Source organism: Propionivibrio sp. (assembly GCF_047602565.1).
Taxonomy (GTDB): domain Bacteria; phylum Pseudomonadota; class Gammaproteobacteria; order Burkholderiales; family Rhodocyclaceae; genus Propionivibrio.
Genome location: NZ_JASGGX010000001.1, coordinates 2,182,291 through 2,197,728 on the forward strand (window position 1 = coordinate 2,182,291; position 15,438 = coordinate 2,197,728).

General features: G+C 67.5%; 15 protein-coding genes. 6 read left to right on the forward strand and 9 right to left on the reverse strand.

Going from position 1 to position 15,438, the window contains the following annotated elements:
* Positions 1-7 precede the first annotated feature (7 nt).
* The 4 genes from QM701_RS10185 (at position 8) to QM701_RS10200 (ending at position 3,992) form a co-directional block, all read left to right on the forward strand.
* Positions 8-1,012 (forward strand): Bug family tripartite tricarboxylate transporter substrate binding protein, encoded by a 1,005-nt coding sequence (locus tag QM701_RS10185; protein WP_415166952.1) that lies wholly within the window; start codon positions 8-10, stop codon positions 1,010-1,012.
* Positions 1,009-2,637, forward strand: a complete 1,629-nt coding sequence (locus QM701_RS10190) for a sulfatase (RefSeq protein WP_415166953.1) — start codon at positions 1,009-1,011, stop codon at positions 2,635-2,637. Before QM701_RS10185 ends, QM701_RS10190 begins: the two co-directional genes overlap by 4 nt.
* A gap of 66 nt (positions 2,638-2,703) precedes the next feature.
* The gene (locus QM701_RS10195) at positions 2,704-3,579 is read left to right on the forward strand and encodes a sulfite exporter TauE/SafE family protein (RefSeq protein ID WP_415166954.1); all 876 of its coding nucleotides are present in this window, start codon (positions 2,704-2,706) and stop codon (positions 3,577-3,579) included.
* Positions 3,576-3,992 carry a hypothetical protein gene (locus QM701_RS10200; protein WP_415166955.1) on the forward strand — a complete coding sequence of 139 codons (417 nt, stop codon included), beginning with the start codon at positions 3,576-3,578 and terminating at the stop codon, positions 3,990-3,992. The genes QM701_RS10195 and QM701_RS10200 overlap by 4 nt, the downstream gene beginning before the upstream one ends.
* A gap of 12 nt (positions 3,993-4,004) precedes the next feature.
* On the opposite strand, the gene QM701_RS10205 is transcribed toward QM701_RS10200, so the two are convergent.
* Positions 4,005-5,165 carry an anaerobic sulfatase maturase gene (locus QM701_RS10205; RefSeq protein WP_415166956.1) on the reverse strand — a complete coding sequence of 387 codons (1,161 nt, stop codon included), beginning with the start codon at positions 5,163-5,165 and terminating at the stop codon, positions 4,005-4,007.
* 72 nt (positions 5,166-5,237) lie between these two features.
* Complete coding sequence (locus QM701_RS10210; RefSeq protein ID WP_415166957.1) at positions 5,238-5,978, reverse strand: FadR/GntR family transcriptional regulator; 741 nt, start codon at positions 5,976-5,978, stop codon at positions 5,238-5,240.
* Positions 5,979-6,149: 171 nt separating this feature from the next.
* On the opposite strand from QM701_RS10210, the gene QM701_RS10215 reads away from it, so the two are divergent.
* Both QM701_RS10215 and QM701_RS10220 read left to right on the forward strand, forming a co-directional pair.
* Complete coding sequence (locus QM701_RS10215; RefSeq protein ID WP_415166958.1) at positions 6,150-6,905, forward strand: SDR family NAD(P)-dependent oxidoreductase; 756 nt, start codon at positions 6,150-6,152, stop codon at positions 6,903-6,905.
* Positions 6,902-7,513: a LysE family translocator gene (locus QM701_RS10220; protein ID WP_415166959.1), complete on the forward strand. Its 612-nt coding sequence runs from the start codon at positions 6,902-6,904 to the stop codon at positions 7,511-7,513. Before QM701_RS10215 ends, QM701_RS10220 begins: the two co-directional genes overlap by 4 nt.
* Before the next feature lie 15 nt (positions 7,514-7,528).
* Here the strand turns inward: QM701_RS10220 and QM701_RS10225 are convergent, their stop codons facing one another.
* The 7 genes from QM701_RS10225 to QM701_RS10255 form a co-directional block, all read right to left on the reverse strand.
* Complete coding sequence (locus QM701_RS10225; RefSeq protein WP_415166960.1) at positions 7,529-8,734, reverse strand: AGE family epimerase/isomerase; 1,206 nt, start codon at positions 8,732-8,734, stop codon at positions 7,529-7,531.
* A 69-nt stretch (positions 8,735-8,803) separates the two neighbouring features.
* Positions 8,804-9,817 (reverse strand): dihydrodipicolinate synthase family protein, encoded by a 1,014-nt coding sequence (locus tag QM701_RS10230; protein WP_415166961.1) that lies wholly within the window; start codon positions 9,815-9,817, stop codon positions 8,804-8,806.
* Positions 9,818-9,832: 15 nt separating this feature from the next.
* Entirely contained in the window at positions 9,833-10,729 is an 897-nt protein-coding gene (opp4C, locus tag QM701_RS10235; RefSeq protein ID WP_415166962.1) for an oligopeptide ABC transporter permease, read from the reverse strand.
* 11 nt (positions 10,730-10,740) lie between these two features.
* Positions 10,741-11,697 (reverse strand): ABC transporter permease, encoded by a 957-nt coding sequence (locus QM701_RS10240; protein ID WP_415166963.1) that lies wholly within the window; start codon positions 11,695-11,697, stop codon positions 10,741-10,743.
* Between the two features lie 63 nt (positions 11,698-11,760).
* Positions 11,761-13,368 carry an ABC transporter substrate-binding protein gene (locus tag QM701_RS10245; RefSeq protein ID WP_415166964.1) on the reverse strand — a complete coding sequence of 536 codons (1,608 nt, stop codon included), beginning with the start codon at positions 13,366-13,368 and terminating at the stop codon, positions 11,761-11,763.
* Between the two features lie 60 nt (positions 13,369-13,428).
* The gene (locus tag QM701_RS10250) at positions 13,429-14,436 is read right to left on the reverse strand and encodes an ABC transporter ATP-binding protein (protein ID WP_415166965.1); all 1,008 of its coding nucleotides are present in this window, start codon (positions 14,434-14,436) and stop codon (positions 13,429-13,431) included.
* Positions 14,433-15,437 (reverse strand): ABC transporter ATP-binding protein, encoded by a 1,005-nt coding sequence (locus QM701_RS10255; protein ID WP_415166966.1) that lies wholly within the window; start codon positions 15,435-15,437, stop codon positions 14,433-14,435. The genes QM701_RS10250 and QM701_RS10255 overlap by 4 nt, the downstream gene beginning before the upstream one ends.
* Between the last annotated feature and the right edge of the window lies 1 nt (position 15,438).

Genomic DNA, 15,438 nt, shown 5'->3' on the forward strand with positions numbered 1-15,438 from the left:
ATGCGCCATGAAAACAGCGTGCACGTGCGGAAATCGATCCATCAATCGCGTCGGGACAGGCCTGCTGCTCGGCGCGCTGTTCCTGCTGGCGGCGCTGGCCTCGCCCGGCGCCTCGGCGCAGGCGGTCAGCGGCCCGGTGACGATCGTCGTGCCGTCCGATCCCGGCTCGGCGCCGGACGTGCTGGCGCGCATCCTCACCGCGCCGATGTCCGAACGGCTCGGGCAGCCGGTGATCGTCGAGAACCGGCCCGGCGCCGGCGGCAACATCGGCGCGCTCGCCGTCGCCAAAGCCAAGCCGGACGGCCGCACGCTGCTGATGGCGACGGTCAACATGACCATCGTGCCCTGGATGAAGAAGCCCCATCAGTTCGATCCGGCCGCCGACTTCACGGCGATCGGCCAGATCGCCTCGGTGCCGATGATCGTCGTGGTGAATCCCACCCTCGGGCCGAAGAGCATGGCCGAGCTCGTCGCGCTGGCGAAGAGCAAGCCGAACGGGCTGGCCTATTCCTCGCCCGGCATCGGCTCGCTGAACCATCTGGCGACGGTCCTGTTCGCGCAATCGAGCGGCATCAAGCTGAACCACATCCCGTACAAGAGCGGCGCGGCGTCGACCACCGCCGTACTCGGCAACGAGGTGCAGCTGTTCTTCGCGGGCATGCCGCCGGCGGTCCCGCACGTCAAGTCGGGCGCGCTGCTCGGCCTGGCGGTCACGGCGAAGAGCCGCTCCGGCATCACCCCGGACGTGCCGACGCTGGCCGAGGCCGGCTATCCCAACCTCGAATCGGACGCCTGGTACGCGCTGCTCGGGCCGAAGGACGTGCCGGCCGCCCTCGTTGCGCGGCTGAACGAGGTGCTGCGCGAAACGCTCGAACTGCCGGCGGTGAAGGCGCAGTTCACCAACCTCAGCGCAGAAGTGCGCACCAGCGATCCGCCATCGATGGCGAAGCTGCTGAAGGACGATTCGACGCGCTACCAGAAGCTGGTGGAAGAGCTCGGCCTGGCCAAATGACGTCGGTCCCGAACGCTTCCCTGGTTTCGCCCGCCGGGCGCCGTCCCAACTTCCTGCTGATCATGACCGATCAGCAGCGGGCCGACCACCTCGGCGCGTACGGGAACGCGCTGCTGCGGACGCCGTGCATCGACGCGCTGGCCCGCGACGGCATGGCCTTCGACCGGTTCTACGTCGCCTCGCCGGTCTGCATGCCCAATCGCGCGGCGATCATGACCGGGCGTATGCCGAGCGCGGCCGACGTGCGGATGAACGGCGTGCCCCTGCCGCTATCGACGCGATCGTTCGTCGAAGCCCTGCGGGAATCCGGCTATCAGACGGCGCTGATCGGCAAGGCGCATTTCCAGAACATGACCGAGGCCGAGCCCGCCGCGATGCCGGGACAGGACGCCATTCCGCGGACGCGGCAGGGGGATTTCGATCTGCGCGACGGCCCCGGATACGGCAACGAATCCCCGCTGTCCTGGCGCGACCCGGCGTTCAAGGTGCGCCTGCCGTACTACGGGTTCGAGGAGGCGGCGCTGTGCCTGGAGCACGGCGATCAGGTCGGCGGCAGTTTCGCGCGCTGGCTGGAGGCAAGCGGCGTCCGGCTAGCGCGCGCGGAACGCCCCGCCGGACCGGACGCGGAAGGCGCTTCGATCGTGGCGCCGCAGGCATGGCGCAGCTCCCTGGATGCCGAGCACTATCCGACGGCGTTCGTCGCCGACACCACGATACAGTGGCTGCGGACCCACGCGCAGCGCGATCACGACCGGCGCGCGCCGTTTTTCCTGCAATGCTCGTTTCCGGACCCGCATCATCCCTTCACCCCGCCGGACCCGTACTGGTCCGCGTATGCGCCGGACGACGTGGCCCTGCCGCCGTCCTTCCATTGCCCGCTGAATCTGGCCCCGCCGCACAAGCGCGCCATCCACGAGGAATTGCTCAAGGGGGCGAGGAAAACCACCGGATCGCGGGTCATCGCCGTCGACGAGGCGGAGGCCCGCCAGGCCATCGCGTTCAACTACGGCGCCATTGCCATGATCGACGACGCAGTGGGGCGGATCATGTCTTCCCTGCGCGACCTCGGCCTGCTGGACGACACGGTAGTGATCTTCATGAGCGACCACGGCGACTTCATGGGGGACCACGGCCTGCTGTTCAAGGGACCGCTGCATTATCAGAGCGTCATCCGCATGCCGTTCATATGGCGCGATCCCCTGTACGGGAACGCCGGGCGGCGCTGCGGTTCGCTGGCTTCGGCCATGGACGTCGCCCCGACCATCCTCGATCGCGCGGGCGTGCAGCCTTTCAACGGCATACAAGGGCGATCGCTGATGCCCCTGATCGGCGGCCGGGGCGGCTTCACAGAGTATCCCGGCGTCCTGATCGAGGAGGAATGCCACCGCAGCGTTCCCGGCCTGCCCGATCCGCCCCGGGTCAGGACGCTCGTCACGGATCGCTGGCGCCTCTCCGTTTACCAGGGGACGCCGTGGGGCGAGCTTTACGATCTGGCGGAAGACCCGTGGGAAACGCGCAACCTTTTCGAGGAAAAAAAGGCGCTGCGCGCAGAACTGCTCTGGGAATTGAGCCGCGAGATGATCAGGCTCGCGCCCAATCTGCCGCTGCCGATGAAAATGGCGTAACCGCATGCCTCCCGCGCCCGCCGCGCGAGGCTACAAGCATCGGCCCCCACTCTCCGAAACACCGCCATGACGACCCTGACCGCCATTTTTTCGGACGCCGCGACGGCCTGGTGGATATGGCCCCTGCTGCTTCTGCTGGCCTGCTTCCTGATGGGTATCGTCGCTATCCCGGCGGGGATCGGCGGCGGCGTGCTCTACGTGCCGCTCGTCTCGGCCTTTTTCCCGTTCCATCTGGATTTCGTGCGCGGCGCGGGCCTGCTGGTCGCGCTCGCCAGCGCGCTGGCCGCCGGGCCGTCGCTGCTGCGCGGGGGCATGGCGCATCTGCGCCTGTCGCTCCCCCTGGCGCTGGTGGCTTCGACCAGTTCCATACTCGGCGCCCTGGCCAGCCTCGCGCTCGCCACGTTGACCGTGCAGATCGCCCTGGGCGTCGTCATCCTCGGCGTCGCCGGCCTCATGCTGCTCGGCAACCCGGATCGGCCGGCCGTGCCGCAGGACGCCGACGCGCTGGCCTCAGCGCTGTCGCTCAACGGCATCTACCACGACCGCTCCACCGGCACCCTGCTGCCCTGGCGGGCCACGCGGACGATTTCCGGGCTCGTCCTGTTCGCCGGCATCGGCTTCCTGGCAGGCTTCTTCGGCATGGGTGCGGGCTGGGCCAACGTGCCCGTCCTCAATCTGCTCATGGGCATACCGCTCAAGGTCGCCGCCGGCACGTCGAGCTTCATCCTGTCGCTGGTCGACTCGACGGCGGCGTGGATCTATCTGAACCGGGGCGCGGTGCTGGCCATCATCGCGGTGCCGTCGATCGTGGGAATGATGCTCGGCGCGCACATCGGCGCCAGGCTGCTCGGAGTGATGAAACCGTCCAGCGTGCGGCGGCTGGTGCTGGTCATGCTGTTTTTCTCGGGAATACGCTCCCTGCTCAAGGGGCTGGAAGCATGAACGCGGACGACGCGGCCACACGCCTCGATGCGTCGCTGCATCAGCGCTATGCCTCGCTTCTTTTCTGGGGATCGCGGCTGTCGTTCGTTTTCCTGGTCGCTTCCTTTTACGCCTATCTCTCCAAGGCGCTGCCCAGCCGCGTCGCGCCGGAACACCTGAGCCTTTACTGGGGCTACCCGCTCGACACCTTTCTCGAGCGCACCAACACGCCGATCGGCTGGGAGTGGCTGCGCCACGCCACGTGCGGCGAGTTGGCCAGCCTGACCGGAATCGCCATCCTGGCCAGCTGTTCCGCACCCTGCCTGCTCGCCGTGTCCTGCGTGTTCCTGCGGCGGAAGGACAGGATTTATGCGTCGCTGTGCGTCCTGCAGGTGGTGATCATGACGCTGGCCGCGTCCGGCATACTCGGCTGAGCAGACGTTCCCCTACCGGAACAGACGACTTTCCAGTTTTCGACAGGAACCGGTCGCCTTCGCATAAAAGAGCTTCATGCCGGGGCACAGATAATTGAGCCCCGGCTCCCCCGTCGGCGCGCGGGCAAACCGGTTCTTCGGGCATTCGCCCCAGCACAGGCGCAGGTAAGCGCAAGCCTTGCAGTACGCGGGCAGGGTCGAACTCTTGGCCAGGCCGAATCGCCTTTGCCGCTCCGAGTTCACGAGCTCGGCGGCATCGGTGCGCAGGATGTTTCCCAGCAGGAAATCCGCATAGCCGAAGTGGTCGCAGCTGTACATGTCCCCGTTGTGCTCCAGCATCACCGCATGCCCGCAATACTGCCCATTGACGCATTTCATCGCGCCGTGGCCGAACATCATGGAAATGACGTTCTCGAACTGATCGACGAACACCCGGCCGAAATCCCGGCGCATCCACTCGTCCCAGATTCGGCACAGGAACCACCCCCAATCCTCGGGCAGCACCGACCACTCGGTGACCGCCAGCCGGCTCGGCGCTTGCTTCCCGCCGCCGGCGTGATCGCCGTGGACGGCCTGCTCGAAGCCCGCCGGTTCGACGCAGGGAATGAACTGAATCATCCGGGGGCGAACCTCGTCCCGCAGAAACCGGTACACCTCCAGCGCCCGTGTCGCATTGACCCGATTGACCACGGAAAGCGAGCAGAAGGGAATCTCGAACCGGCGCAGCAGCTCGACCGAGCGCATCACCCTGTCGAAGGTCGGTTTCCTTCCCGCGCTGTACCGGCAGGCGTCGTGCAGTTCGCGCGGCCCGTCGATGGAGATTCCGACCAGGAAGCGGTGCGCCTTCAGAAAGGCGCACCACGCTTCGTCCAGCAGCACGCCGTTGGTCTGCAGGTCGTTCTCGACCGCCTGCCCCGGCTTCTTGTATTTCTCCTGCAGCTCCACGACGCGCTCGAAAAAGGCCGTGCCCATGATCGTCGGCTCGCCGCCCTGCCAGGAAAAGACGACCTCCGGACCCGTGTGCGCCGCGATCGTCTGGCGAATGTATTCCTCCAGGACCCGCTCGCTCATGCGCGGTCGTTCCGGCTGGCCCAGGCCGTCCTTTTTGTGCAGGTAGTAGCAATAGGCGCATTCCATGTTGCACTGCGCCCCGGCCGGCTTGATCATGGACATGAAGCCCGGCAATCCGGTAGCCGGTGTTTTCTCTGGCATGGCGGGTAAAGACACGAGCCGGACGGCCTCGGATCAGCGCTTGCGGAAACTCTTGGTGGCCTGGAAGTGCGACAGGGTTTTCTCCCGCGCGCCCGCCACATTGCGCTGCCTGATGGCCTCGAGAATCCGCGCGTGCTCTTCCTCGGCGTTGAGCAGCCGTTCATGGTAGACGCCCTTGTCGACGTTGGCCTCGAAGGACTCCCTGAACTGCATCATTTCCGAGATCAGCAGGGTGATCACCGACTTGAGCGCCGAGTTTCCGGACAACTCCGCGAGTTTCAGATGGAATATCGGGTCCACCGCGTGCGGACCGGGGCCGGACTTCATCTTTCCGTAGATGTCCTCGTGTAACGCCTGCAATTCCTGGATTTCGCGGTCGGTCGCGTTCTCGATCACCAGTTCGGCCGCGTACGCTTCGAGCACGGAACGGACGTCCGCCAGGTCGTCGAAATTCCGGTTGTCGATCCGGATCACGTTGGACAGCAATCCGCGCAGCATCTCGACGCCCAGGTTGGCGACATAGGTCCCGCTCTGCGGAACGGTCTTCACGATGCCGTAGGTTTCGAGTCGCCGCAACGCCTTGTTGATCGACCAGCGCGGAATCTCCAGCTTTTCTTCCAGCAGTTTTTCGGAGGGCAGGCGATCGCCGGGCTTCAGCAGGCCCGCGTCCACCAGATCCCTGATCTGCTCGACGACGGCGTCAACGAGATCCGGCATCTCGACGGGCTTGAAATGCTGGATCAATTGTTCGTGCTTGGGGTTTTGCCTGCGCATTTTTCGACCTGCGATTCCTGGGGTTTGCCTGCGACGTTGACCATGGATTTCCGCTTCGATTGTACCTCCTCGAATGGCCCGAAAACGCCCGGAAGGCCTTGATAAGCCGGTCACCGGAAGGAATCGCCCCGGCCCCGGAGTACACTGGCGTTTTTCGCGAAGGAGAAGCACATGATCGTTCTGATTACCGGCGCCAGCGCCGGTTTCGGCGAGGCCATGGCCCGCCGGTTCGTGGCCGGCGGCCATCGGGTGATCGCCGCGGCGCGCCGCGCGGACCGTCTGGCGAAGCTGCGCGAGGAGCTCGGCGAGGCGCTGCTGCCGGTCGCCATGGACGTCACCGACCCGGCGTCGGTCGAAGGCGGGCTGGCGCAACTGCCGGCGGCGTGGACTCCCATTGACGTGCTGGTCAACAACGCCGGCCTGGCGCTCGGCACCGAGCCCGCCCAGCAGTGCTCGCTCGCCGAATGGACGACGATGATCGACACCAACGCCAAGGGCCTCGTCACCGTCACGCACGCTCTGCTGCCGGGGATGGTCGCGCGCGACCGCGGGCTGATCGTCAACATCGGCTCGATCGCCGGCAACACGGCCTACCCCGGCGGCAACGTCTACGGCGCGACGAAGGCCTTCGTCGAGCAGTTCACCCGCAACCTGCGCGCCGACCTCGCCGGCACCGGCGTGCGCGCGACCAACATCGCGCCGGGGCTGTGCGGCGGCACCGAGTTCTCCAACGTGCGCTTCCGCGGCGACGACGCGGCCGCCGCCAAGGTCTATGCCGGCACCGTGCCGCTGACCGCCGACGACATCGCCGAAACCGCCTACTGGATCGCCACGCTGCCGCCGCACGTCAACATCACCCACCTCGAACTGATGCCGACCTGCCAGGGCTACGGCAGCATCGCCATCAAGCGGGCGGAGCCGGCGTGAGCGCCGAATTCCTGCTCACCTCGCTGGTCGTCGTGCTGATTCCCGGCACCGGCGTGCTGTTCACCGTCTCGGCCGGGCTGTTCCTCGGCAGGCGCGCCAGCCTGTACGCGGCCCTCGGCTGCACGCTGGGCATCCTGCCGCACCTGCTGGCCAGCGTGCTGGGGCTGGCCGCGCTGCTGCACGTCAGCGCCATCGCCTTCCACCTGTTCAAGCTGGCCGGCGCCGCCTACATGCTGTATCTGGCCTGGACGACCTGGCGCGAGCGCGGCGGCCTGTCGCTGGACAGGCCGGAGGATGCGGGAAGCGCCGGGCGTATCGTGTGGCGCGCGGTGCTGATGAACGTGCTCAACCCGAAGCTGACGATCTTCTTCCTGGCCTACCTGCCGCAGTTCATCCCCGCGGGGACGGCTTCCCCTTTGCCGCAGATGCTGGCGCTCAGCGCCGTGTTCATGGCCATGACGCTGGTCGTCTTCATTTTCTACGGCCTGCTCGCGCACGCGGCACAGCGGGCCGTCCTCGGCTCGCCGCGGGTGCAGGACTGGATGCGCCGGGGATTCGCCGCCGTCTTCGCCGGCCTCGGGATCAACCTGGCGCTGGCGGATCGCTGAACGGGGTGCAACCGCTCAGCTCTCCAGGGTTTCCAGGATGGCGTAGCAGGCGCCGGTGGTGTGGTAGTCGACCTTGCCGGCCGGACTCTTCTCGTCGGTGGTGTTGACGTTTTCCCGCGTCAGCAGGCGGAACCAGGCGCCGTGCTCATGATCGATCCAGTGCTCCCAGCAATACGCCCACAGGCGGTCGTACCAGTCCCGGTACGCGGCCTTGCCGGTGCGCTGGCCGAGCACGGCCGCCGTGGCCAGGCTCTCGCACTGCACCCAGTGGTACTTGCGGTCGTCGCAGATCGAGAAATCCGGCGCGAAGCCGTAGTACAGGCCCCCGTGGCGGTCGTCCCAGGCGCGGCGGAAGGCGACGTCGAACAGGGTCTCGGCGCGCTCCAGCAGCCAGGGCAGCGGCCGCCGGCGCTCGATCAGGAGCAGCAGCCGCGCCCATTCGGTGAAGTGGCCCGGCTGGTAGCCCCAGGGCCGGAAGATGTTGGACATGTCGTGGCGGTTGTACTCCCAGTCAACTTTCCACTCCGGCGTGTAATGCTCCCAGATCATGACGCCGTCGGTTTGCGCAGCCAGGCGCTGGTGCACGGCGGAGGCGACCTGTACGGCGCGGTCGAGGAAGCGCGCATTTCCGGTGGCCGCGAAGGCGGCGAGGCAGGCTTCGGTGGCGTGCATGTTGGCGTTCTGGCCGCGGTAGGGCGAGAGGACCCAGTCGGGGCTCGTCTCGTCGGCGTACAGGCCGAAATCGGGCTGCCAGAAACGCCGCTCCATCAGTTCGAAGGTTTCGTCCAGCCAGTCCGCCGCACCGGCGATTCCGGCCTGCGCGGCATGCGCGTAGGCGAGCAGCACGAAGGCGAGGCCGTAGCAATGGTTCGTCGCGTCGAGCACGCGCGCCTGCCCGTTTTCCCAATGCAGCACCCACGCATAGCCGCCGGTGGCCGGATTGCGATGCGCGTCGCGCAGGAAGGCGACGGCGCGGCGGGCGTTGTCCAGGTAGGCCGGCGTGTCCGGAAAGTGGCGCGCGGCCATGGCCCACAGGAAGACGTAGCGCGCGCTGCTCACCAGATGGCGCGTATGCGCGTCGAAGACGGTGCCGTCGTCTTTGAGGAAATGGTAGAAGCCGCCGCTCGGGTCGATCGCGCGCGGGTGATAGAAGGACAACGTATGCCGCACGTGGTCGAGCAGCGTCTGGCGGCGGTGGAAATCGGGAGCAGCGGGAATCATGTGGGGGCCTCGCGGGTTGTTCGGTTTTTTACGGCGTGAATGCCGGTCAGATGCCGAGGAAACACAGATTCATTCGTCACTCCGGCGCAGGCCGGGGTCCGGTTCGTCGGTTTTCCTGGATTCCGGCTTTCGCCGGAATGACGAATGTTGAATGTTACAGCGCCTCCCTAACTCATCCATTCGATGAAGCCGAGTTCGTCCAGTCCCCGGCGCAGCGCCTCGATCTCGTCCGCGCGCATCGCCGCCAGCGGCAGACGGGTCGGCCCGCAGTCGAACGCCGGCGAATTTCATCATCGCCTTGAGCGCGGGCAGGGGGCGGTATTTCTGCGCCAGTTCCACCATGCGCACCGAGAGCAGTTGCAGGCGCCGCGCCTCGTCCAGGCGGCCGGCCTCGAAGTGCTCGCGGATGCGCCGGTAGAGCGCCGGCGCCAAGTTGTAGGTGCTGCCCACCGCGCCCGCCGCGCCGGTGGCCAGCCCGGCGAGGTACATCTCGTCCACGCCGAACACCATGTTGAAGTGCCCGCCGTCCAGCGCCGCGCACGACTGGAATTCGTAGAGCGTCGGCGACGTGTACTTTATGCCGGCAAGATTCTCGATGCGCTCCTTCGCCTGGGAAAGGAACTCGGTCATGGACAGCGCGACGCCGGTCAGGTGCGGGATGTGGTAGTAGTAGAACGGCAGTTCCGGCGCCGCCGCCGCGATCTCGGCGACGCAGCCGACGAGGCCGGACACCGACCCCGGCCGGAAATAGAACGGCGGCGTGGCGGCGACCGCCGCCGCTCCGGCGGCCTGCGCATGCGCGGCCAGTTCGCGGCAGTCGGCCAGCGCGGTGTGGCCGACGTGGGCGACCACCGGCACGCGACCGGCCGCCGCCTTGAGGAAGGTTTCCAGCACGGACTTGCGCTCCTCCGTGGTCAGCGACGAACTCTCGCCGGTGGTGCCGCAGACGAACAGCGCGTCGATACCGAGCGCCAGCAGCCGCTCGACTAGCGGCGCGACGGCGCCGGGGTTCAGGCGGCCGTCCTCGTGCATGGGGGTGAAGGTGGCCGGAACGAGGCCCGTCATCCAGAATTTTTTCGCCATCATTTTCTCCACGGATCAATGCGTTGAACGGGGGTCGAGCGCGTCGCGCAGACCGTCGCCGATGAAGTTGATGCTCAGCACCGCCAGGGCGATCATCAGGCCGGGCGCGAGCCACAGCCAGGGCATGCCTTCCAGGATGGTCTGCGACTGGGCGTCCTGCAGCATGTTGCCCCAGCTCGGCGTCGGCGCCTGCACGCCGAGGCCGAGGAAGGACAGCGACGCTTCCTGCAGGATGGCGTTGGCCATGCCGAAGGTGGCGGCGACGGTGACCGTGCCCACGACGTTGGGCAGCAGGTGGCGGAACATGATCTGCGCCGGAGGAACGCCGATCGAGCGCGCGGCGAGCACGAACTGCTGCTCCCGGAACGACAGGAACTGGCCGCGCACCAGCCGCGCGATGCCCGGCCAAGTCAGCCCGCCGATGACCAGCATGGTGTTGTAGATGCTCGGCCCGAGCACGGCGGCGATGGTGATGATCATCACCAGCGAGGGGAAGGCCATCACCATGTCGGTCAGGCGCATCAGCAGCATGTCGGTCCTGCCGCCGGCGTAGCCGGAGATGCCGCCGACGAGCACGCCGATGAAGGTCGAGATCGACACCGCCACCAGTCCGACGGACAGCGAGACGCGGCCGGCGTGCACGATGCGCGACCAGACGTCGCGGCCGGTGGTGTCGGTGCCCAGCCAATGCGCCGCGCTCGGCGGCTGGCTCATCGACGCGAGGTCGAGCTCGATCGGCGAATAGCGCTCGATCGCCGGCGCGAGCACGGCCAGCAGCACCATCACGCCGAGCACGGCGAGACCGAGGACGGCCAGCCGGTGCCGGAAGAAGCGCTTGCGCGCCTTGGCCCACAGGCTTTCGCCGGCCGGCGCCGCCGCCAACGTCCCGCTTGGTGAAAGAAGTGCGGCCATGTTCGTGTTCCTCAGTCGTAGCGGATGCGCGGGTCCAGGAAGCTGTAGGCGATGTCGGTGAGCAGGTTGCAGGCCTGCACGACGACGGCGGAAAACAGCACGTAACCCATGATCACCGGCGAATCGCGCCCGGTGACCGCGCCGATGAACATCAGCCCGATGCCCGGCCACTGGAAGATCATCTCGATGATCACCGAGCCGCCGAACAGCACCGGCAGCGTCAGGCCGACGACCGTCACCACCGGCAGCAGCGCGTTGCGCAGGATGTGCCGCACGATCACCAGGCGTTCGCGCAGGCCCTTGGCGCGCGCGGTGCGCACGTAGTCGTTGTTCATCACTTCCAGCACGCTGGTGCGGGTGTAGCGCATGAAGGTCGCCGTGCGCACCAGGCCCAGGGCGAGCGCCGGCAGGGCGAGGTGGCGCAGGCTGTCGGCCAGCGAGAAGGGCGCCCCGGCGGTGGCGATGCCCGAGGTCGGAAAAATGGGCAGTTGCAGGGCGAACGCATAGACCAGCACCATGCCGAGGAAGAAATCCGGGATGGAGACGCCGGCGAAGCCCAGGAAGGTGAAGGTGTAGTCGGTCCTGGAATACTGCTTGAGCGCGGAGACGACGCCCATCGCCACGCCGAGCGCGACGGCGATCAGCAGCGCCGTGCCCATCAGCCACAGCGTCGCCGGGATGCGCGCCGAGAGGATGCCGATGACCGGCTCGCCGGTCTGGAACGAATAGCCCAGGTTCCCTTGGAGCAATTGCCCGAGCCAGCGGAAATACTGTTCGTAGACCGGCAGGTCGAGGCCGAGCTGACCCCGGCGCAGCCGGATCAGGTCCTCGGACTGCGGGGTTTCGGTCGAGATCATCGCCAGCACCGCGTCCCCCGGCATCTGCGAGGCGACTAGGAAGACGATCAGGGTGATGCCCAGCAGGATCGGAATGCTGACCAGCAGCCGGCGCAGGATGTAGGTGGCCATCTCAGGCGTTCCCGGAGAGAGGCCGGCCGATGCCGGAGCGCGGCGCCGGCCGGCGGAGCGTCATTACCTGACGTCCCACTTTTCGACTTCGTTGTAGACCGGCAGGTTGAAGATCAGCGTGGGCATCTCCGCGTAATGCTCGGTCGCCCCGATCACCCGCTTGCTGAAGGCCATCGGCCGGACTTCGTACCACAGCCAGCCGCGGAACATCTCCTCGTTCAATATCTTGGAGATTTCCTGGTAGTAGGGCGCCCGCTTCTCGCGCACCGACTCGGTCAGGCCCTGGTCGTACAGCTCGTCGATGCGTTTGTTGCAGTAGCCGAACGAGAGCTGTGCGCCGCAGGTGCTGGTCAGCGCGCCGAGCGACGGATCGAGCCCCTGGCCGTTGGCGAAGTAGCCCATTTCGAACTTCCCGTCGTTGTATACCGTCTGGATTTCGGCGGGGTTGAGCAGACGCGGCACGATGTTGACGCCGACCGCCGCGAGATAGGCCTGGATCGCGGTGACGGTGTCCTTGTTCACCTGGTCGGCGTAGTAGTAGATGAAGTCGACCTTGCGGCCCGGGTCCCAGCCGGCTTCCTTGAGCAGTTGCCGGGCCTTGGCCGGATCGTACTTGTACGGGTTGAGCGACGGCGACTGCGCCCAGGCGGCCGGGAACATGGTGTTGGAGATCTTGCCCGTGCCCTTCTTGACCGTGGCGATGATCTTCTCGCGGTCGATGGCGTAGACCATGGCCTGGCGCACCCGCGCATCCTTGAGGAAGGGCTGCGCGAAGTTGAACTGCAGGTAGGTCGGCAGGCCGGCGTCAACGTTCGGCAGCACGTTCAGCGTCGGCACCTTCTGCAGCCGCTCGATGTCGCTGACCGGCACGCCGCCGCCTTCATACGACATCACGTCAACCTCGCCGGCGACCAGCGCGTTGAGGATGCTCGGAATGTCGGCGAAGATGCGGTAGATGATGCGGTCGGCCTTGGGCGGGCCGAGGAAATAGTCGTCGTTGCGCACCACCTCGACGTACTGGTCGGGCACGTACTTCGCCCATTTGAACGGCCCGGTGCCGACGCGGTTCTGCGTCCAGTACGGCGCGCGCGCCAGTTCGGAGGGCTTGACGCTGTCGAGGATGTGCTTCGGCAGGATCGAGAAGTAGATCTGCTTCAGCTCGACCCACAGCGGACGCGGCCCGTTCAGCTCGAACTTCACCGTCAGGTCGTCCACCTTGGACACGCCGGCCAGGCTCGTTGCCTTGCCCGAGCGGAAATCCTCGTAGCCCGCGATGTCGGACAGGTTGTTGGCGATGATCGACGCCGCCGCCGGGTTGGCGTAGGTGTTGTAGGAAAAGACCACGTCGTCCGCGCTGAAGGGCTTGCCGTCGTGCCACTTGACGCCCTTGCGCAGCTTGAACAGCCAGGTCTTGCCGCCGTCCGGCGTGCTCCACGATTCGGCGAGCAGCGCCTTGACCCCGTCGCCTTTCCAGGTGACGTGCGCCAGGCCCTGCAGCACGGTCTCGTCGAGCCGGTTGCCGCAGGTCGTGTACAGCGGACCGGCCATGCAGCCGGTGCGGAAGGCCTGGCGAATGGTCTTGTCGGCGGCCGCCTGCGCGGTCGCGGCAAGGGAGAATGCGGCCATCAGCGCGGCCCCGGCCGCCAGGGTGAACAATTTGCTTAGTCTCATTGCGTTTGACCTCCTGGTGAAATTGAACGACGGATGCAGGGTTGATACCGGCGCGGCCGGTCACGCGTGGTGGCAGGCCACCCAATGCGGCGGCGACGGGCCGGAGGGCGCGGCGATCACGCGCAGCACCGGGTCCGTCGTCCGGCACTCCGCCGTGGCGATCGGGCAGCGCGGATGGAAGCGGCAGCCGCCCGGCGGGTTGGCCGGGCTGGGCACGTCGCCCTTCAGGACGATGCGCCGGCGCCCGCGCTCGCGCCGCGGATCGGGCGTCGGGATCGCCGATAGCAAGGCCCGCGTATACGGGTGCAGCGGCGTGTCGAACACCGCGTCGCGGCCGCCGATCTCGACGATGCGGCCGAGATACATCACCGCCACCCGGTCGCTGAGGTAGCGCACCATCGACAGGTCGTGCGAAACCATCAGGTAGGTCAGGCCGAGCTTGCCCTTCAGGTCGGCCATCAGGTTGACCACCTGCGCCTGGATGGATACGTCGAGCGCCGAGATCGGCTCGTCCGCGACGATCAGCGCCGGCCCGGTGGCCAGCGCCCGCGCCAGCCCCACGCGCTGGCGCTGCCCGCCGGAGAACTCGTGCGGATAGCGGTTGATGAAGGACGGATCGAGCCCGACCAGCCGCATCAGTTCGGCGACGCGGTCGCGGCGCTCGGCCGGCGTGCCGATGCGGTGCACGGCCAGCGGTTCGACGATGATGCTGCCGACCGTCATGCGCGGGTTGAGCGAGGAATACGGGTCCTGGAAAACCATCTGCATGTGCCGGCGCGAGGCGCGCAGCTCGCGCTCGCCGAGCGAGGCGACGTCGCGGCCTGCGAACAGGACGCGGCCGGCCGTCGGGTCCAGCAGGCGCAGCATGGCCAGCCCGGTGGTCAACTTGCCGCAGCCGCTCTCGCCGACTAGCCCGAGCGTCTCGCCGCGGTGCAGGTCGAAGGACACGCCGTCGACCGCCCGCACGGTGCCGGTCTGGCGCCGCAGCAGGCCGCGCCGGATCGGGAAGTGCACGTGCAGGTCGCGCACTTCCATGAGCGGCGCGCCGGTGTCCGCACTGGCGCTCATGCTGGGCCTCCCGCGTTGTTCCAGTCCAGCGCCTCGCCGGCCCGGAAGCAGCGCACCAGCCGGCCCGGCCGGACGTCGTCGAGCGGCGGCAGCGCCTCACGGCAGCGTGGCAGCACGAACGGGCAGCGCGGCGCGAACGGGCAGTCGTCCGGCGGCCGGCGCAGGTCGGGCGGCATGCCCTCGATGGCGTACAGGCGGCCGTGGCCGCGCCCGTCCAGCGTGGGGATCGCGCGCAGCAGCCCGCGCGTGTAGGGATGCAGCGGGTCGGCGTAAAGGTCGTCGACCGGCGCCTGTTCGACGAGGTGTCCGCCGTACATCACCGCCACCTTGTCCACCACGCCGGCGACCAGGCCGAGGTTGTGGCTGATCCAGATGACCGCCATGCCGAGCCGGGCGCGCAGTTCCTCGATCAGCTCGACGATCTGCGCCTGCACGGTCACGTCCAGCGCGGTGGTCGGCTCGTCGGCGATGAGCAGCGCCGGATCGCAGGAGAGCGCCAGGGCGATCATCACCCGCTGGCGCTGCCCGCCGGAAAACTGGTGCGGAAAATCGTCCAGCCGTTCGCGCGGCTTCGGCAGCCCCACCAGCGCCAGCATCTCGGCGGCGCGGTCGCGCGCCGCGCGGGCGCCGAGGCCGAGGTGCTCGCGCAGCCCCTCGGTCATCTGCAGGCCGATCGTCAGCACCGGGTTCAGCGAGGTCATCGGGTCCTGGAAGATCATGGCGATGCGGCGGCCCCGGATGCGGCGCATCTCCTCCTCGGACAGGCGCAGCAGGTCGCGCCCCTCGAACAGCACCTCGCCGGCTTCGATGCGGCCCGGCGGGAAGCGGACGAGGCGCATCAGCGACATCACCGACACCGACTTGCCGCTGCCGCTCTCGCCGACGATGGCCATCGACTCGCCCTCGCCGAGGTCGAACGACACCCCGTTGACCGCATGGATGACGGCGCCGTCCATGTAGAAGCGGGTGACCAGGTTGCGCACCTCCAGCAGGCGCCCCATC